The 16,748-nt window shown below is 51.0% G+C and carries 25 protein-coding genes; 3 read left to right on the forward strand and 22 right to left on the reverse strand.

Features of this window, described 5'->3' with window-relative positions; genetic code table 11:
• Positions 1–66 precede the first annotated feature (66 nt).
• From DYY88_RS11405 to DYY88_RS11415, 3 genes are read left to right on the forward strand one after another with little or no spacing between them, the layout of a single operon-like run.
• Positions 67–1,305, forward strand: coding sequence for a vWA domain-containing protein (locus DYY88_RS11405; RefSeq protein ID WP_039727930.1), 1,239 nt, complete (start codon positions 67–69; stop codon positions 1,303–1,305).
• Positions 1,306–1,311: 6 nt separating this feature from the next.
• Positions 1,312–2,367, forward strand: a complete 1,056-nt coding sequence (locus DYY88_RS11410) for a dipeptide epimerase (RefSeq protein ID WP_039727927.1) — start codon at positions 1,312–1,314, stop codon at positions 2,365–2,367.
• Positions 2,348–3,409 (forward strand): N-acetyltransferase DgcN family protein, encoded by a 1,062-nt coding sequence (locus tag DYY88_RS11415; RefSeq protein ID WP_039727925.1) that lies wholly within the window; start codon positions 2,348–2,350, stop codon positions 3,407–3,409. Before DYY88_RS11410 ends, DYY88_RS11415 begins: the two co-directional genes overlap by 20 nt.
• A gap of 13 nt (positions 3,410–3,422) precedes the next feature.
• On the opposite strand, the gene infA is transcribed toward DYY88_RS11415, so the two are convergent.
• The 22 genes from infA to DYY88_RS11525 all read right to left on the reverse strand — a co-directional run bounded on the left by infA (position 3,423) and on the right by DYY88_RS11525 (position 16,685).
• On the reverse strand, positions 3,423–3,647 hold the full coding sequence (infA, locus tag DYY88_RS11420) for a translation initiation factor IF-1 (protein ID WP_006196724.1): 225 nt from the start codon (positions 3,645–3,647) through the stop codon (positions 3,423–3,425).
• Between the two features lie 110 nt (positions 3,648–3,757).
• Positions 3,758–4,324, reverse strand: coding sequence for an adenylate kinase (locus tag DYY88_RS11425; protein ID WP_039727924.1), 567 nt, complete (start codon positions 4,322–4,324; stop codon positions 3,758–3,760).
• Positions 4,324–5,637, reverse strand: a complete 1,314-nt coding sequence (gene secY, locus DYY88_RS11430) for a preprotein translocase subunit SecY (RefSeq protein ID WP_039727923.1) — start codon at positions 5,635–5,637, stop codon at positions 4,324–4,326. Before secY ends, DYY88_RS11425 begins: the two co-directional genes overlap by 1 nt.
• Before the next feature lie 98 nt (positions 5,638–5,735).
• Positions 5,736–6,182 carry a 50S ribosomal protein L15 gene (gene rplO / locus DYY88_RS11435; protein ID WP_039727921.1) on the reverse strand — a complete coding sequence of 149 codons (447 nt, stop codon included), beginning with the start codon at positions 6,180–6,182 and terminating at the stop codon, positions 5,736–5,738.
• A gap of 41 nt (positions 6,183–6,223) precedes the next feature.
• Positions 6,224–6,748 (reverse strand): 30S ribosomal protein S5, encoded by a 525-nt coding sequence (rpsE, locus tag DYY88_RS11440; RefSeq protein WP_039727920.1) that lies wholly within the window; start codon positions 6,746–6,748, stop codon positions 6,224–6,226.
• A 44-nt stretch (positions 6,749–6,792) separates the two neighbouring features.
• Positions 6,793–7,152 carry a 50S ribosomal protein L18 gene (rplR, locus tag DYY88_RS11445; RefSeq protein ID WP_039727919.1) on the reverse strand — a complete coding sequence of 120 codons (360 nt, stop codon included), beginning with the start codon at positions 7,150–7,152 and terminating at the stop codon, positions 6,793–6,795.
• Between the two features lie 2 nt (positions 7,153–7,154).
• The gene (gene rplF / locus DYY88_RS11450; RefSeq protein WP_039727917.1) at positions 7,155–7,694 is read right to left on the reverse strand and encodes a 50S ribosomal protein L6; all 540 of its coding nucleotides are present in this window, start codon (positions 7,692–7,694) and stop codon (positions 7,155–7,157) included.
• A gap of 58 nt (positions 7,695–7,752) precedes the next feature.
• Complete coding sequence (gene rpsH / locus DYY88_RS11455; RefSeq protein WP_039727915.1) at positions 7,753–8,154, reverse strand: 30S ribosomal protein S8; 402 nt, start codon at positions 8,152–8,154, stop codon at positions 7,753–7,755.
• Between the two features lie 21 nt (positions 8,155–8,175).
• Positions 8,176–8,721 (reverse strand): 50S ribosomal protein L5, encoded by a 546-nt coding sequence (rplE, locus tag DYY88_RS11460; RefSeq protein ID WP_039727913.1) that lies wholly within the window; start codon positions 8,719–8,721, stop codon positions 8,176–8,178.
• Between the two features lie 93 nt (positions 8,722–8,814).
• A complete protein-coding gene (rplX, locus tag DYY88_RS11465; protein WP_039727911.1) occupies positions 8,815–9,159 on the reverse strand; it encodes a 50S ribosomal protein L24 in 345 nt (114 codons plus the stop codon).
• Positions 9,159–9,524, reverse strand: coding sequence for a 50S ribosomal protein L14 (gene rplN / locus DYY88_RS11470; RefSeq protein WP_039727909.1), 366 nt, complete (start codon positions 9,522–9,524; stop codon positions 9,159–9,161). The genes rplX and rplN overlap by 1 nt, the downstream gene beginning before the upstream one ends.
• A gap of 11 nt (positions 9,525–9,535) precedes the next feature.
• Positions 9,536–9,787, reverse strand: a complete 252-nt coding sequence (gene rpsQ / locus DYY88_RS11475; RefSeq protein WP_039727907.1) for a 30S ribosomal protein S17 — start codon at positions 9,785–9,787, stop codon at positions 9,536–9,538.
• Positions 9,788–9,801: 14 nt separating this feature from the next.
• Complete coding sequence (gene rpmC / locus DYY88_RS11480; protein ID WP_039727905.1) at positions 9,802–10,089, reverse strand: 50S ribosomal protein L29; 288 nt, start codon at positions 10,087–10,089, stop codon at positions 9,802–9,804.
• A gap of 2 nt (positions 10,090–10,091) precedes the next feature.
• Positions 10,092–10,508, reverse strand: a complete 417-nt coding sequence (rplP, locus tag DYY88_RS11485) for a 50S ribosomal protein L16 (RefSeq protein ID WP_039727904.1) — start codon at positions 10,506–10,508, stop codon at positions 10,092–10,094.
• Between the two features lie 75 nt (positions 10,509–10,583).
• Positions 10,584–11,318: a 30S ribosomal protein S3 gene (gene rpsC, locus DYY88_RS11490; protein ID WP_039727903.1), complete on the reverse strand. Its 735-nt coding sequence runs from the start codon at positions 11,316–11,318 to the stop codon at positions 10,584–10,586.
• A 51-nt stretch (positions 11,319–11,369) separates the two neighbouring features.
• Positions 11,370–11,726: a 50S ribosomal protein L22 gene (gene rplV / locus DYY88_RS11495; protein ID WP_039727902.1), complete on the reverse strand. Its 357-nt coding sequence runs from the start codon at positions 11,724–11,726 to the stop codon at positions 11,370–11,372.
• Between the two features lie 21 nt (positions 11,727–11,747).
• Positions 11,748–12,026: a 30S ribosomal protein S19 gene (gene rpsS, locus DYY88_RS11500; protein WP_039727900.1), complete on the reverse strand. Its 279-nt coding sequence runs from the start codon at positions 12,024–12,026 to the stop codon at positions 11,748–11,750.
• Between the two features lie 79 nt (positions 12,027–12,105).
• Positions 12,106–12,969, reverse strand: coding sequence for a 50S ribosomal protein L2 (gene rplB / locus DYY88_RS11505; RefSeq protein ID WP_039727898.1), 864 nt, complete (start codon positions 12,967–12,969; stop codon positions 12,106–12,108).
• 58 nt (positions 12,970–13,027) lie between these two features.
• A complete protein-coding gene (locus DYY88_RS11510) occupies positions 13,028–13,333 on the reverse strand; it encodes a 50S ribosomal protein L23 (protein WP_039727897.1) in 306 nt (101 codons plus the stop codon).
• Positions 13,326–13,961, reverse strand: a complete 636-nt coding sequence (gene rplD, locus DYY88_RS11515; protein WP_039727896.1) for a 50S ribosomal protein L4 — start codon at positions 13,959–13,961, stop codon at positions 13,326–13,328. Before rplD ends, DYY88_RS11510 begins: the two co-directional genes overlap by 8 nt.
• Before the next feature lie 57 nt (positions 13,962–14,018).
• Positions 14,019–14,651 (reverse strand): 50S ribosomal protein L3, encoded by a 633-nt coding sequence (gene rplC / locus DYY88_RS11520; protein WP_039727895.1) that lies wholly within the window; start codon positions 14,649–14,651, stop codon positions 14,019–14,021.
• Positions 14,652–15,224: 573 nt separating this feature from the next.
• Positions 15,225–16,685, reverse strand: coding sequence for a sensor histidine kinase (locus DYY88_RS11525; RefSeq protein WP_160299579.1), 1,461 nt, complete (start codon positions 16,683–16,685; stop codon positions 15,225–15,227).
• Positions 16,686–16,748 lie beyond the last annotated feature (63 nt).

Raw genomic sequence — 16,748 nt, forward strand, 5'->3', positions numbered from 1 at the left:
GGATGCTGTCAGCGGGCGAGATATCCCTAATTCCGTCGGCAATTGGTTGTTTTGGAGAACTACTGTATGAGTGTCGCTCTGCACTGTGCCTTGAGTGATCCGTTTCTCGATAGTCAACAAACGGCGAGCCAGCGTCAGCTAGCGATTTCAGTACAGGTTGCTGAAGGAGCGGGAGCAGGTCATGCCCCGTTGAACTTAGGGCTGGTGCTGGACCATAGTGGCTCGATGAATGGCCCGCCATTGACGACAGTCAAAGAAGCCGCAGGCCGCTTGGTAGATCAGCTCTCGGAGCAAGACTCTCTCTCGATTGTGGTGTTTGATCACCGGGCCAAGGTCTTGCTGCCGCTGCAATCGGTGAGCGATCGCGACGCCATCAAGCGCAAAATCAATGCCCTGAAACCAAGCGGGGGAACGGCGATCGATGAAGGCATGAAGCTCGGCATTGAAGAAGCGGCTCCCGGCAGAGAGGGTAAAGTTTCGCAGATGTTGCTGCTGACGGATGGCGAAAATGAACACGGCTCAAACGAGCGCTGTCTCAAACTGGCCCAAGTCGCGGCTGACTATACGCTGACCATGAACGCGCTTGGGTTTGGCGACCACTGGAATCAGGATGTGCTGGAGCAGATTGCGGATGCTGGCGGTGGCACCCTGTCTTACATCGAAGCGCCAGATAAGGCGGTGGATGAATTCAGTCGGCTGCTGACCCGGGCGCAATCGGTATTTTTCACCAATGCTTTTCTACATTTAGAATTGCTGCCTGGAGTGCGCTTAGCCGAACTGAAACCGATCGCACAAGTGGCCCCCGAAACGGTGGAACTGCCGTTTGAGCTGTCCGGCAATGAAGTGGTGATGCGGCTGGGCGACTTGCTATCTGAAACGCCCCGAGTCGTGTTAACGAATCTCTACATCGGCGCACAGGGCGAAGGCGCTTGCCCGATCGCCAAAGCTTATCTCCGCTATGATGCCCCAGCGGCCAACCAAACGGGCTTGCAGTCGGACACCATGACTGTCAGTGCCACGGTACAGGCGGCGTATCAAGCGGCTCCCGATCCTCAAGTCCAAAGGCATGTGCTGACCTTGGCAAAGTACCGCCAAACCCAAATCGCAGAGCAAAAGTTGGCTCAGGGCGATCGCCAGGGCGCGGCCACCCTCTTGCAGTCAGCAGCTAAAACCGCGTTACAAATGGGCGATCAAGGGGCCGCTACCGTGCTGCAAGCAAATGCCACCCAGTTGCAAGCGGGCAAAGATCTGTCAGAGCGCGATCGCAAACGTACCCGCATTGTGTCCAAAACTCGCTTACAGTAGGCGCTTATGCAGATTTCGATCACGCCGTTTACCGTGCACAAACGAGTCGCCCTCACCATCAGTCGGGGCACTGCTGCTGAGTCAACCAATTTATGGGTGCGGGTACAGGCAGAAGGCATTGAAGGCTGGGGTGAAGCCACCGCATTCTCCCTTGGCACGTACCAGCAAACCACCGAGCAGTTAACCGCAGAGCTCACGGCGATTGCGGCAGAAGTTACCGACTTTCATCCTTTAGAGCGGCAACGCCTAGAGCCACTTTTGGCAAAACTCAGTTCAGCAGCACGGGCGGCCATCGATATGGCGCTGCATGACTGGGTCGGGCAATACGCCCAGCTCCCTCTCTGGCAACTCTGGGGCTTAGACCGGGGTGCCATTGGCCCGACTGCTGTTACGGTCGGCATTAATACGCCCGAAAAAGCGGTTCACCGCCTACAGCTATGGCAAACTCAAATCCCAGATTTACGATCCGTCAAAATTAAACTGGGCAGTCCTGACGGGATGCAGGCCGACCAAGCCATGATGACGGCCTTGTTAGCAGACATCCCAGCTGGGACAAAAGTCAGTATTGATGCCAATGGCGGTTGGGACTTAGAAACCGCGATCGTGATGGCCGATTGGCTGGCTGAACGGGGCATCACCTATCTAGAACAGCCCCTCCCCGTGACGCTGGATGGTCAGTTGGCAGAATTGTCGGAGCGATCGCCCCTGCCCATTTTTGTCGATGAAAGCTGTTTTAATGCCCAAGATGTGGCGCGTTTGGCGGGCCAAGTTCATGGCATCAACATCAAGCTGATGAAAGCAGGGGGACTAAGCGAAGCGCTCCGCATGATTCATACCGCCCGCGCCTGTGGCTTAGAGGTCATGTTTGGCTGCTACTCGGATAGCGCGATTGCCAATACCGCCTTGGCTCACCTCGCGCCGCTGGCTGACCATCTCGATTTAGATAGTCATCTCAACCTGACAGACGATCCGTTTCAGGGCGCTACAATGCAAGCCGGTTGTTTGCTGCCCAATGATTCTCCCGGTTTAGGACTGACCCGCCATGAACTACCTGACCGCTGACCACCGCATCGCTTTACTCATGCATGAGGGCACCGATAATCCTGGTGGCAAAACAGGGTTGTCTATTTTGCGCTACAGCCCTCTCAACATTGTCGCCGTTGTGGATGAACAGCAAGCTGGCAACAGTCTGAAAGCAGTCACGGGCATTGACCGCGACGTCCCCATCGTCGCTTCAGTACAAGCGGCTTTAGCGTTAGACCCCTCAGTATTGATGATCGGGATTGCGCCCTCCGGTGGAGCATTGCCTCAGCCCTGGTACGAAGAAGTGAAAACAGCGGTCAAAGCTGGCTTAAGCGTGGTCAACGGTTTGCATACACCGATGGCTTCTGATCCCCAACTCAACACTCACGTTCGTCCACCTCAGTGGATTTGGGATGTGCGTCAGGAACCCCAGGGTTTGGGTATTGCCAGTGCTGCAGCCAAATCTTTGAGCTGTCGTCGCGTGCTGCCAGTAGGCACTGACATGGCCATCGGCAAAATGTCGGCCAACCTGGAATTGCACAAACTGGCATTAAAGCGTGGGTTACGTTCTAAGGTGATCGCGACTGGACAAACTAATATCATGCTGGGCGATGACGGCATTCCCCTGGATACGATTCGCGTCGACTTTGCGGCAGGTGCCGTGGAGCAACAAGTGATGAAATATGGCTCAGATCACGACATTCTGTTTATTGAAGGGCAGGGTTCCTTATTTCACCCAGGTTCGACTGCTACGCTGCCCCTCATGCGCGGCAGTCAGCCGACTCACCTAATTCTGGTGCATCGGTTAGGGCAAACCCATATCCGTAACCATCCCGCCATTCCCACGCCATCACTGTCAGAAGCCATTCGCATTTACGAAGCGATCGCGGCAGCTGGCAACTGTTTCACCCCAGCAAAAACCGTAGGCATTGCGTTGAATACCTACGGTTTTGATGAAGATGCTGCTAAAGATGCGATCGCTGCTGCTACGCAAGAAACGAGGCTACCCGCAACTGATGTCATTCGCTTTGGAGCTGAGCCGCTAATAGAAGCTATCTTGACGACCCCACTCCCAGCATAAAAGTAGGTAAAGCCTACTTCTTACGCAAACGATAGGTAATCCGCCCTTTGCTCAAGTCATAGGGGGTCAGCTCGACTTTCACGCGATCGCCCGGCAAGATCTTGATATAGTTACGACGAATTTTCCCAGAAATATGCGCCAGGACATTGAATCCATTGTCTAAATCAACACGGAACATCGCGTTGGGCAAAGACTCCGTCACGGTGCCTTCCATTTCAATCAAATCTTGCTTAGACAAACGCTTACCTCCTAAAACTTACAAAGATATTATGAACCAACGTCAGACTTGGTTCTCATCTCTGCATTACTAACGTAGCAAACTCAACCTAAAGGCTCGTTGCAAAGGCATTAAACCTGAACAACCTTGACCAAGGACTCAGTTACATCTTCAACAGGTTGATTACCATCTACTGATACTAACTGCTGTCGACCACGATAAAAATCAATCAACGGTTCAGTTCTTTCACGATAGACCTCTAACCGATGGCGGATAGTTGCCTCAGTATCATCAGAACGTCCCTCTTCTTTTCCTCGATTGACCAATCGCGAAATGATGACTTCATCAGGCACTTCAAGATTCACCACGCACTCAAATGGCTGGTTAATTTCCTTCAAAAGCTCATCCAGAAAAGTTGCCTGTTCCACATTACGAGGAAAACCATCAAGGATCCATCCTGACAAGGCATCATCTGCTGCCAGTCGCTCTCGGATAAGGTTCAAAATCAGTTCATCCGGAACGAGTTCGCCCGCATCCATATAAAACTTAGCCTTCTTACCCAATTCAGTGGCATTAGCCACTGCCGAGCGCAAAATATCTCCTGTAGAGATATGAGGAACATTACAAGAACGAGATAAATTCTTGGCTTGGGTGCCTTTGCCAGCGCCCGGAGGACCTAGAAAAATTAATCGAGTCACTACTGTTTCACCATTCCTTCGTAACGTTGAGAGATAACGTAGGTCTGTATTTGCTTAGCGGTATCAATAGCAACACCGACCAAGATCAACAAAGATGTTGCGCCTAAACCACGGAAAGTTTGCACCCGGGTAGCACTCTCAACAGCACTCGGAATAACTGCAACTAACCCTAGAAAAATCGCTCCTAAAAATGTAAGTCGATTTAAAACACGCCCAAGATAATCCGTTGTCGCTTTACCAGGCCTAATACCAGGAATACTGGCACCCATTTTCTTTAGGTTTCGCGACATATCCTCCGGATTAACCACCAAAGAGGCATAGAAATAACTGAAAAAGAGGATCAGCATCAAGTACAGCGCGACATAAAGCAGCGAAGTCGGATTCAAGTAGTTACCGACAAAATTAACGAATGTTGGATTACTGATATATTGCGTCAAGGACAGCGGTAACACTAACACCGCAGAGGCAAAAATAATGGGCATAACCCCGCCCTGATTCAGACGCAAAGGCAAGTAGTTGCTTTGTTCTAAATACAACTTACGACCGACTTGACGACGCGCCGAGATAATAGGAATGCGTCGTGTCCCCTCTTGAACAAAGACAATTCCTACAATCATTGCTAGAAAAACGAGTAGCAGGATAATGACCCCGCCGACTAAATTGCGATCGCCACTCTGAGCTAACTCCACGGTTTGATTTAGTGAGCGAGGCAACGTTGAAACAATATTCAAAAAGATCAGCAACGATGCCCCATTACCCAATCCTCGTTCCGTGATTAACTCTCCCACCCACATGACAAACATGGAACCGGTAGTAAGAGCAACTACAGTCTGGAAGACAAACAAGAAACCAGGCTGCTCGGCAAATGGAGCCAATAAGAATAGGGATAGCAACGTGCTTTGCAAAATAGCCCAGCCCAGAGCCACGTAACGTGTAATCTGAGAAATGCGGCGCCGACCGGCCTCGCCCTCATTCTTTTGCAAGTCCTCTAACTGCGGAATCGCCGCTGTCAGCAACTGCATGATGATCGAAGCATTAATGAAAGGCAAAATGCCCAACGCAAAAATGCCCAGAGCCGATAAACCGCCCCCGACAAAGATGTCGATAAACCCAACAAAGCCCCCAAGGCTCCCCTGGTTAATGGCATCTCCAAACGCAGCTCGGTCAATCCCTGGAACCGGAATAAAAATGCCTAAACGCACTAGCACTAAAAGTCCTAGCGTTAACAACAGACGACTTCTCAAACCTGCGGCTTGAGCCATCTGCATAAAAGTTTCTTGGGCGCTAGGCGTTTTGCCGCGGCTAACAACCATATCTCAAACTACCTCTCCGGCGTCAGCAAATCTGTGTCAAAGGCGATCGCGTGAACACACTTAAGCCTTCATTGTGATCATAGCGACTAAGGCAACCGCTAGGAAAGCAATTCACATCTCCCACCAGCAGCTTCAATTTTCTGACGTGCAGACTTGGTGAAAGCTGCGGCCTTGACAGTGAGCGCCTTATCCAGTTCGCCATTACCCAAGATCTTTAGCGGACCTTCGGCAGTAGTCAAAATACCTGATTCGAGCAGTGATTCCAACGTCACTTCGGACTTTGCTGCCAAGGCGGCCAAATCTTCCACATTCACAATTGTGAAAACCTTGCGGTTAACAATAGGGAAATGCTTGAGCTTAGGCACACGTCGATAAAGAGGCAGTTGTCCACCTTCAAAACCAGGACGAGTTCCGCTACCAGAACGAGACTTCTGGCCTCTCATCCCAAATCCGCAACTCGCGCCTTGACCAGCAGAAATTCCCCGCCCAACGCGACGCTTGCGCTTTTTAGAGCCCGCTTTGGGCTGAGCGTCATTAATTCGCATGATTGATTCCTGACAATTGAATTTCGATACGGTTATCTAGCTTAGGCATAAAGCTTCTCAACGGGAATGCCCCGCTCTTCAGCTACTTCCGCCAAAGTTCTGAGAGACGCTAATGCATCAGCAGCAGCGCGCGCGTTGTTTAACGGATTATTAGAGCCCAACTGCTTAGCTAAAACATTTCGAACACCAGCAAGTTCCAGAACTGTCCGCACAGCGCCACCTGCAATCACACCCGTACCAGGTGCAGCCGGACGCATGAAGACTTTTGCTCCTCCACCAAAACCAGTCGCCTGTTGAGGCAAAGAGTAAGAACGGGTCAAGGGAACATCAACGAGGTGCTTCTTACCATCAGCAACCCCTTTCTTGACGGCACCAATGACGTCACCGGCTTTACCAACGCCTACACCAACTTGGCCACGCTCATTGCCAACAACAACGATCGCCCGGAAGCTGAGCTTCTTACCGCCCTTCACAACCTTAGTAACACGACGAATCTGAACTACTCGCTCTTGCCATTCAGACTCTTTTTCCTTACTACGCGTATTTTTGCGGCGATTACCTGCCATAATTTTCTCCCTAATGCATCAACTCAGCGCTTAAAAGCATGCCCCTAGAATGACAGTCCGCCCTCACGAGCTGCATCTGCCAAGGCAGCAACTCGACCGTGGTAAAGATTGCCACCCCGATCAAACACGACCTGATCAATCCCTTTTTCTTTAGCCCGCTGGGCAATCAACTGGCCGACAGCCTGTGCACCTTCCTGATTAGCCGTAGCAACTTTAGATTTAATTTCAGGCTCTAAGGTGGATGCAGCGACCAATGTGTTGTGGGCAGTGTCATCGATGATCTGTGCATAGATATGCTGATTAGACCGGAAAACCGATAGCCGAGGCTTCTCGGGGGTTCCAGATAAGCGCCGTCGGATACGAGCATGACGACGACGGGTAAGTTCTTTCCGACTTGCCTTCATAATTATTTCTTCCCTGCTTTACCAGCCTTACGCCGAACATACTCGCCTGCATAACGCACCCCTTTTCCTTTATAAGGTTCGGGAGGACGAGCATCCCTAATTTTGGCGGCAATGTTGCCAACGACTTCTTTATCAATGCCGCTAACAATTACATTGGTGTTATTCTCAACGGCAAATTGAATGCCTTCGGGTGGCTCAAAAATAACAGGGTGGCTATACCCCAGACTCATGTTGAGCTTCGTGCCCTGCACCTGAGCGCGGTAGCCGACACCTTGAATTTCCAGCCGCTTTTGGTAGCCGTTGGTGACGCCTTCAATCATATTTGCGACCAAAGTCCGACAAAGACCGTGACGTTCTCGCGATCGCCGTGACTCACTAGCGGGTGACACGGTCACAGCTGAATCAGCTTGAGAGATCACAACCCCCTCTGGCAAAACCCGTGATAATTCTCCCTTTGGCCCTTTTACAGTGACTGCTTGTCCATCAATGGTGACAGTAACTTTAGCTGGCACTGGTATGGCTCTTTTCCCAATTCGGGACATGGCTAAGCTTCCTCCCTAACATCCGCTAATTTTGGCAACAACGCTGATAATTCGTGAACTACCAGACATAACAAAGCACTTCGCCACCGATACCTTGTTGTCGAGCGTCACGATCAGTCATGATGCCGCTTGACGTAGAAATAATGGCAATACCGATACCACCCAGAACTCTAGGAAGCTCTTTGCGGTTGGAATAGACTCTCAACCCAGGGCGACTGACGCGCTTCAAATTTTTGATGATGGGATCCCGCGTCTTGCCACGGTATTTCAGCTTAATCACCAGATTCCGCCGCACGCCTTCATCAACGAGCTCAAAGCCCTCAATGAACCCCTCTTCTTGCAATACTTGGGCAATGCTGCGGGTCATCCGTGTAGAGGGGATATCCACAGTTTGATGACGCGCCAGATTCGCATTTCGAATCCGCGTCAGCATATCTGCGATTGTGTCGTTAGCCGCCATAGTCCTCTCCAGTGATTAAACCTAATTCTCGCGGAAGGGCATGCCCAACTCCTTCAAGAGGGCGCGTCCTTCTTCATCTGTGTTCGCTGTTGTCACAATCGTGACGTCCATCCCCCGGATCTGGTCGATACTGTCGTACTCAATCTCCGGGAAAATGAGCTGCTCTCGCAAACCGAGAGTGTAGTTACCGCGACCATCAAAACTTTTGCTACTCACGCCCCGGAAGTCACGGATCCGTGGCAAGGTCAGATTGATCAAACGATTCAGGAAGGCATACATGCGATCGGAACGCAGGGTCACCATGGTACCAACGGGCATTCCCTGGCGAATCTTAAACCCAGCGATCGCTTTCTTGGCACGAGTGACCACTGGCTTTTGCCCTGTGATCGTTGCCAATTCAGCTACCGAAGCTTCTAAAGCTTTAGCGTTCTGGGATGCTTCACCCAGTCCTCGATTGACCGTCACCTTAACCAGCTTGGGAACCTGGTGGATGTTGCCATACTCAAACTGTTCCATTAGCTTGGGCACGACTTTGTCGATGTAAAACGTCTTTAGCTGTTCTGCCATTTTGAGTGTCCTCTCATGCTCTCTGGGCTTAGTCAGAAAGCGCTTTGAAACAATAAGGAAATATGTCCAACTCGCAAAACTATTGAGCGAGAACTAATCAATGATTTCACCAGTCTTTTTGAGAACGCGAACTTTTCTGCCGTCCTCAGTGAAGGTATAGCCCACTCGACTAGCTACTTTTTCCTTCTCGGAATAAAGCATGACATTAGAGCTATGAATAGGAGCCTCTTCAGTAATAATCTGCCCCGACTCGCCATCCTGTCTCGGCTTCATATGGCGAGTCCGAAAGTTAGCTCCTTTGACGATCACTTGACTCGCCTTCGGAATCACCTTCAGCACTTCGCCAACTTTGCCCTTGTCACGACCAGCAATGACCTGCACGGTATCGCCTGACTTGACATGCATTTTGACTTTCTGTTTAACGCTGGCTTGAGGCATTACAGAACCTCCGGTGCTAATGAAACGATTTTCGTGAAACTCTTATCGCGCAACTCGCGGGCGACTGGGCCAAAGACACGAGTGCCGCGAGGATTGCCGTCTTGGTTGATAATTACCGCTGCGTTGTCATCAAAGCGAATACTCATGCCGCTGCTACGTCGCAAAGACTTTTTGGTGCGGACAATGACAGCTCTGACAACATCAGACTTTTTAACCGCCATGTTAGGAATAGCGTCTTTAACGACTGCAATCACCACATCACCGACACCGGCATAGGTGCGATTGCCACCGAGAACCCTGATGCACATTAATTTGCGGGCACCGCTGTTATCGGCCACGTTCAGATAAGTTTCTTGCTGAATCACCTTACGCCTCCTTAGACCTCAACGGTGCGATTAAGAATGTCGGCCACGGTCCATCGCTTAGTCTTGCTGAGAGGACGAGTCTCGCGAATCCGTACGCGATCGCCAACCTTGCAAGTATTCTCTTCGTCATGAACTTTGTAGCGTTTAGTACGAACCATGATTTTGCCGTACTTGGGGTGAGGAACACGGTTTTCGACCGCTACCACAATGGTTTTTTGCATCTTGTCGCTGACGACAAAGCCCACTCGCTCTTTAACTGCCATTTACTTTATTCTCCCTACTCTTCCTCTGCCGCACTCACCGCTGAACTGGCAGCTGCCGCTGCTGGGGGAGCATCCGATTTAGCCATCGTTGATGCTTCTTCAGCTAACTGTCGCTCTCTCAATACCGTCATGAGTTGCGCTAAGCGGTGCCGCTCGTGCTTAAACTGATGAAGCCCAGTCTGTAACTGGCGAGTTGCTTGTTGAAAGCGGAGGTCAAACAGCTTGCGCCGAGTATCTGCGATCGCTTGATCCAGAGCCTGGTTGTCCAAATCTCGCACGTCCTGAATTTTAGGCAATGCCATGGTTAAGACTCCTCCTGTCGAGCAATGAACTTAGTCTTGAAAGGAAGCTTGAAGGACGCTAATCGCATCGCCTCACGCGCCACTTCCTCGGGGACCCCGGCAATTTCAAACACAACTCGACCGGGCTTCACAACTGCCACCCAAAACTCAGGGTTACCTTTACCCGAACCCATACGAGTTTCAGCTGGCCGCATCGTAATCGGTTTGTCAGGGAAAACTCGAATCCAGATTTTGCCACCCCGGCGAACATAACGAGTCATTGCTCGCCGAGCCGCCTCAATCTGTCGAGAGGTCAACCAAGAAGGTTCTGTAGCTTGGAGAGCAAACTCGCCAAAGTTAATTTTGTTACCCCGCTGGGCCATGCCCCGCATACGGCCCCGGTGCTGCTTACGAAATTTAGTACGTCTAGGACTTAACATGGCTCAACTTTGCCTAAGATTCACATTCAAAAAAAAGGGACACGCGATAGAGTTCAGTTTCTGAACTTCAATGCATTAAGAGTCGTTGGAACGGTCTTCAAATTGTTGCCGACGACGTGGTTGCCGACGACGTGGTTGAGCTGCTTCCGGTGCTGAACGCTGATCTTCCTGACCAGGAATCACCTCACCACGGAAAATCCAAACCTTTACTCCCAGCACCCCATAGGTCGTCTGTGCAGTGCGATAGGCATAATCAACATCGGCTCGCAAAGTATGCAGCGGTACGCGACCTTCACGAGTCCATTCAGTCCGAGCAATTTCTGCTCCGTTAAGACGGCCACTGACCTGAATTTTGATACCTTCGACACCAGCTCGCTGAGCTCGCTGAAGTGCTTGACGAACCACGCGGCGAAAAGCAACCCGTCGTTCCAATTGTTGAACAATGTATTCTGCAACTAATGGCGCATCTGCATCGACTCGAGTGACCTCGACAACATTGATACGGATTTGCCGACTCGAATCTTTGAGAGCTTGCTGCAAGCCTAAGCGCAGCGATTCAATCCCGCTACCGCCGCGACCCACTACCACACCAGGGCGAGCAGTGCGGACTTCCAAATCAATTTGGTCAGCCTTACGCTCAATCCGAATGTCAGAGATACCCGCATTTGACAGGTTTTTCTCAATATATTCGCGAATGATGTGATCTTCCTGCAGCAGTTGGGGATAGCGATTATTATCCGCAAACCACCGTGAACGGTGCTCCTGCACGATCCCCAATCGAAAACCTGTTGGATGTATCTTCTGTCCCACTCGTAGTCCCTCAGTTAAATGCTTTCAGTAATTGATCGATCAACTGCGGCGTTAAGGTTCTGCCGGAGCAACCGCGATTGTAATGTGACAAGTCGGCTTGCGAATTTGATAGGCTCGTCCTTGAGCCCGAGGTCGATAGCGCTTAAGTGTCGGCCCAGCATCCGCAAAAGCTTCACTAATAACTAACGAGGCAGGATCGATGCCATTGTTGTTCTCGGCATTCGCCACGGCTGAGCGCAGCACCTTAAGCACTGGGTCACAGGCACGATAAGGCATGAACTCAAGGATGATGAGTGCTTCGCGATATGAGCGACCACGGATTTGATCGAGCACTCGCCGGACCTTATGGGGGGACATGCGAATGTAGCGTGCCACCGCTTTAACTTGTTCAGTAGTATCAACCGCCATGGGATTCTCCGACTCCAAAAATTATCGACGCGCTTTTTTATCGCTTTTGGCATGTCCCCGAAAGGTTCGAGTCGGGGCAAACTCACCAAGCTTGTGCCCAACCATCTGCTCAGTCACATAAACCGGCACATGCTGACGACCGTTATGAACGGCGATCGTGTGGCCAATCATTTGAGGAATGATGGTAGAAGCCCGCGACCAAGTCTTAATCACCTGCTTGTCACCTTTGGTATTGAGCGCTTCTACCTTGCGCATCAGGTGATCAGCTACAAATGGCCCTTTCTTTAAGGAACGCGACATAACCTTTACAACCTCGTACTTCTCTCGTATCCATCAAATCAGTGTTGCGACAGTAAGCTAATCCGGCATATAAGCCGACTTAAGTATTGCGGCCGCCCCGTCCACGCTTAGAAGTGCGACGACGACGACGCACAATCAAACTATTGCTCGCTTTCTTCTTCTTACGAGTCTTTAGACCTAGAGCTGGCTTACCCCAAGGCGTCACCGGACCACTACGACCAATAGGAGCACGCCCTTCACCACCACCATGGGGGTGGTCAACCGGGTTCATCACACTTCCTCGAACTTCTGGTCGCCGACCCAACCAGCGCTTGCGCCCAGCTTTACCTAGAGTGATGTTGCGCGCATCAACGTGGCCGACTTGACCAATGGTGGCATAGCATTCGCGGCGCACCATGCGCACTTCGGTGGAAGGCAGCTTGAGTGTGACGTAGTTACCTTCTTTCGCCACAACTTGAGCCGAAGTTCCTGCCGCTCGAACGATTTGGCCACCCTTACCAGGTTGCAACTCGACATTATGCACTGATGTACCCAGCGGAATCTTATGCAGCGGCAACGCATTACCGATTTCGATAGGCGCATCAGGGCCTGACAGCACAGTGGTGCCGACTGCCAAGGATGCAGGATGCAGAATATAGCGCTTTTCACCATCTTCATACTGCAGCAAAGCAATACGAGCATTGCGGTTGGGATCATATTCAATCTCTGCAACCGTCGCCGGAATATTATGCTTGTTGCGATAGAAATCAATGATCCGATAAAGGCGCTTGTGACCACCACCCCGGTGACGGCAGGTAATAACACCGCGATTATTGCGACCTTTAGCACGATGCACCGAGACAGTCAGCGACTTCTCAGGCTCGGAACGAGTAATTTCAGAAAACTCTGAAACGGAACGTTCACGGGTACCAGGGGTCAAGGGACGGTAGGAACGGATGCCCATAGCTCAACTCACTCAATCAATAAACTGCATCAACTGCTAATACCGAAGCAGGGTGCTTCTAGACATCAGGAAAGAGGGTAATGCTGTCACCTTCAGCCAGGGTGACGATCGCCCGCTTGTAGCGAGCCCGGAAACCTTCGAAACGACCAACTCGACGCTTTTTGCGTGGTAGGTTGACTGTGCTAACACCAGTCACCTTGACATCAAATAGAGACTCGATCGCGGCCTTGATTTCAGGCTTCTTAGCTTTGGGCGCAACCTCAAAAACATACTGATTGTTTTCCAGCAGCAAAGTGGCTTTTTCAGTGATTAGGGGACGCCGGATCAGATCGGCAAGTTCGCCCTCATTCAGTACTCTAGTCACTGTAAACCTCCTGAATTTTCTCCATTGCTGCGGTCGTCACGACTAAGCGATCAGCATTCAACAAATCGAAAATGTTCAAGTTTGTCGCTGCAATCAGCTTCACGCGCTCAATGTTGCGCAGGGAAAGCACAACATTCTCTGGTTGCTCATCCAGAATGAACAGCACCTTGTCATTAGCACCGATACCCCAGCGCTCCATTGCTGCTAGCATTTCACGGGTTTTAGGCCGCGCCAACTGATCGCCAAAGTCTTGCACAACGACAGTGTCTGAAGCCAATCGACTCTGAAAAGCCGTACGCAATGCCAAACGACGCTCTTTGCGATTCATCTTGACGCTGAAATCACGCGGCTTAGGCCCAAAAATGACACCCCCGCCTTTCCACAAGGGGGAGCGGCTAGAACCGGCCCGCGCACGACCTGTCCCCTTCTGACGCCAAGGCTTTTTACCGCCGCCTCTAACTTCAGCACGAGTCTTACTAGACAACGTACCCTGACGCGCATTGTGCATTTGTCGCACTAACGCACGATGCAGGATGTGGGCAGCACTTTCTGGCTTCGCAATTTTCAGCTCAACAGAAGCCGTACCTGCTTCCTGCCCCTGCCAATTTTGAACAACACACTCAACCATGACTTTTGTCTCTTACTTACGTTCCCCGACAGCTTTGCTGTTGCCGAAATCAACTACCTAACCCACAACGTTTGTTGGCGCGATACTTAACAAACCTCCGGGCTTACCAGGAATTGCACCTTTGATGACCAACAGATTATTCTCTGCATCAATTTTCACGACCTGCAGCTTACGAGTCGTGACACGCTTGTTACCCAATTGCCCTGCCATCTTTTTGCCTGGATAAACCCGACCAGGGGTAGTACCAGGACCAATAGAACCAGGTAAGCGATGGTTTTTAGAGCCGTGAGACATCGGCCCGCGGCGAAAATTATGGCGCTTTTGATTGCCCGCAAAGCCTTTACCAATGCTTGTGCCAGTCACGTCAACCAGTTGCCCTGGCTCAAACTGCTCAGCAGTCAAATTTTGACCTAACTCAAACTCGTCAACCTTGTCGACGCGATATTCTCGCAAATGCCGCACCGGGGTTGCACCTGCTTTCGCCAGGTGTCCGAGTTCAGGCTTTGTCAAAGCCTTTTCAGAAACATTGTCAAAACCAATCTGCACAGCCGTGTAGCCGTCAGTCTTTGCTGTCTTAACCTGAGTAACAACGCAGGGGCCAGCTTGAATGACAGTAACGGGAACGGCGTTCCCCTCTTCATCAAATATTTGGGTCATACCCAACTTGGTTCCAAGAATCCCAACTGACACTTTTACCGATCTCCGTTGCTACACGTTGCTTATATAGAGACGAATTGATGATTCCAGACTCAATTGACTCTTAGAGCTAGAACACATCATTCGTACCTGCGAGCAATGCCCACAGTACTAAGTCACAAGCGTTGGAAGCGCTTGCTTTAGGTGACTCAGTGACGACGCTTTGAGAAAGCGCTTGCCAGTCAAAACATTGCCACCACCAAACCAAAGAGCTTGGTAGCGGCGTTTATAGACAAGAATTAAGCCAAAGCAATTTAGCAATCGTCGCTACAGACTTAGAACGCTAAACGTCCAGTTTCCGTTTCAGCGACAGTTATTCATAATACACAAGGTAAATGGAAATGTCTAGAAAAAGTTTCCGATTTAACGGTTTTGGGATTTGGGATATTTGTGGTGAAGTCTGCAATGTCTTTTCTGGAAGGGTTTCAGGTTCCCAGGGAGAGCTGGGAGGCTAGAAACGCTTTGCTACGTTGAGGTCACAATTAAATGCCGATTTTTTGGGCAGTGGAAGCTGAAAATTTCAGGAGTTAAAGCATGGACTAACTGAAATCAGAGGTGATGTCGTGGCTAGCTGTCCAGATTGTAAAGCGGTAGTTGGATTTCGAATTCGGTACCGATCGCGCGACTGTCTGAGTCAGGATGAGAGGCTGGTGATCGCACCGCAAACTTGCCGCCATGTTTGGCCGTGATTAATCGATAGCAAGTGGCTAACTCCGTTTCTCGCTCTAACCGTTGGCGAATCGAAAAAGCCTCTTGAATTTCTTGCAAGGTTGCGGCAGACAACCCTGGCCCATTGTCAGCGATTGTCAGCATGACCCAGCGATCGCTCATAGGAACGGCAGGATTAGCATCATATAGCTGGGTGGTAATGGTGATGCGAGGCGTTATGGCAAGCGACATGGAAGAAGAGCCTAAGGAACCCATTGCAAAATCGGTTTCAGCGGACTGGCCCGCAGCCATACTCAACAACGCATCGATGCAATGGGTCAGCACATTCATCAACACTTGACTGAGTTGTCCGGCAAAGCAGGGCACTGGCGGCAATGCATCATACTGACAGTCAATCTGAATGTGGGTCGTGAGACAACTTTTGAGCAGCAGCACAATGCTATCGATGAGCCCATGGAGGTCGGCTGGCTTGGGATAAACTTCGTCAATATGGCAAAAGTTTTGTAGGCTACTAGCCAATTGTTTTAGCCTAGCCGCCCCACCCTTGATGCTGTTGAGCGTCAGCGGCAAATCTTCGCGCAGGTAATCTAGTTCAATTTCATCTTGCAATTCTTGCAGTTCATCCAACGCCGATGGGTTTGTCCAGTCGGTACTAGCGGCTTCGTAAACAGCCAACAATTGCAGCAACTGCTGACAATACTGATCAACGTGGCTCAGGTTGCCCCAGATAAACCCGAGCGGATCCATGATTTCGTGGGCAATACCGTCTACCAATCGGCCCAGAGCTGCCATTTTTTGCGATTGCAGCATGGCTGCTTGGGCGCGTTCGTGGCGGACTTGGGTTTCAATGCCGCGAATTTGCCAGTGGGCCTGGTTGAGATCATGGGCACTAATTAAGCGATCGCCCTCGGCAGTGCTGACTAAGATGGGCTCTCCCTGCAGTTCACTAGGCTGTCGCAGGGCCGCACGGGCCGCCACCAAAATGGGCGTTTCGGCGGGAAACATCAGGGGGCGTCGCCGCGTATAGCGATAAATGACCGATAGCGGCTCTTGCATAAAGAGTTCGCAAGCTTTGGGCCGCAGGAGAAATTCTAAAAATTGCTGACGTGAGAGGACGCCGACAAAAGCCTGCTGCTCTGTGAGTAACAAACCTGGCAGTTCGGGAAAGTGATTAAATTGCTCAGCCGCGACGCTGCCCGGTAATGCGAGATCGAGTTCCGCCGCGTGTAATGGTAAGGCATCCAAGGTGGCATCCACCCCCAAAGACACTGGGGTGACGGGTGAGTGGTCAGGACTCGGACGAGTTGTGAACAATGACCAGTCGTGCATTGGGGGCGATCGCTGAATTGGCCGAACCAAAAAGATGCATGTTTCAGTATGCCCGAATTCCCCTAACAGGCTGCAAGGTCCCAAAAGGTGCGC

The organism is Leptolyngbya iicbica LK, assembly GCF_004212215.1.
Taxonomy (GTDB): domain Bacteria; phylum Cyanobacteriota; class Cyanobacteriia; order Phormidesmidales; family Phormidesmidaceae; genus Halomicronema; species Halomicronema iicbica.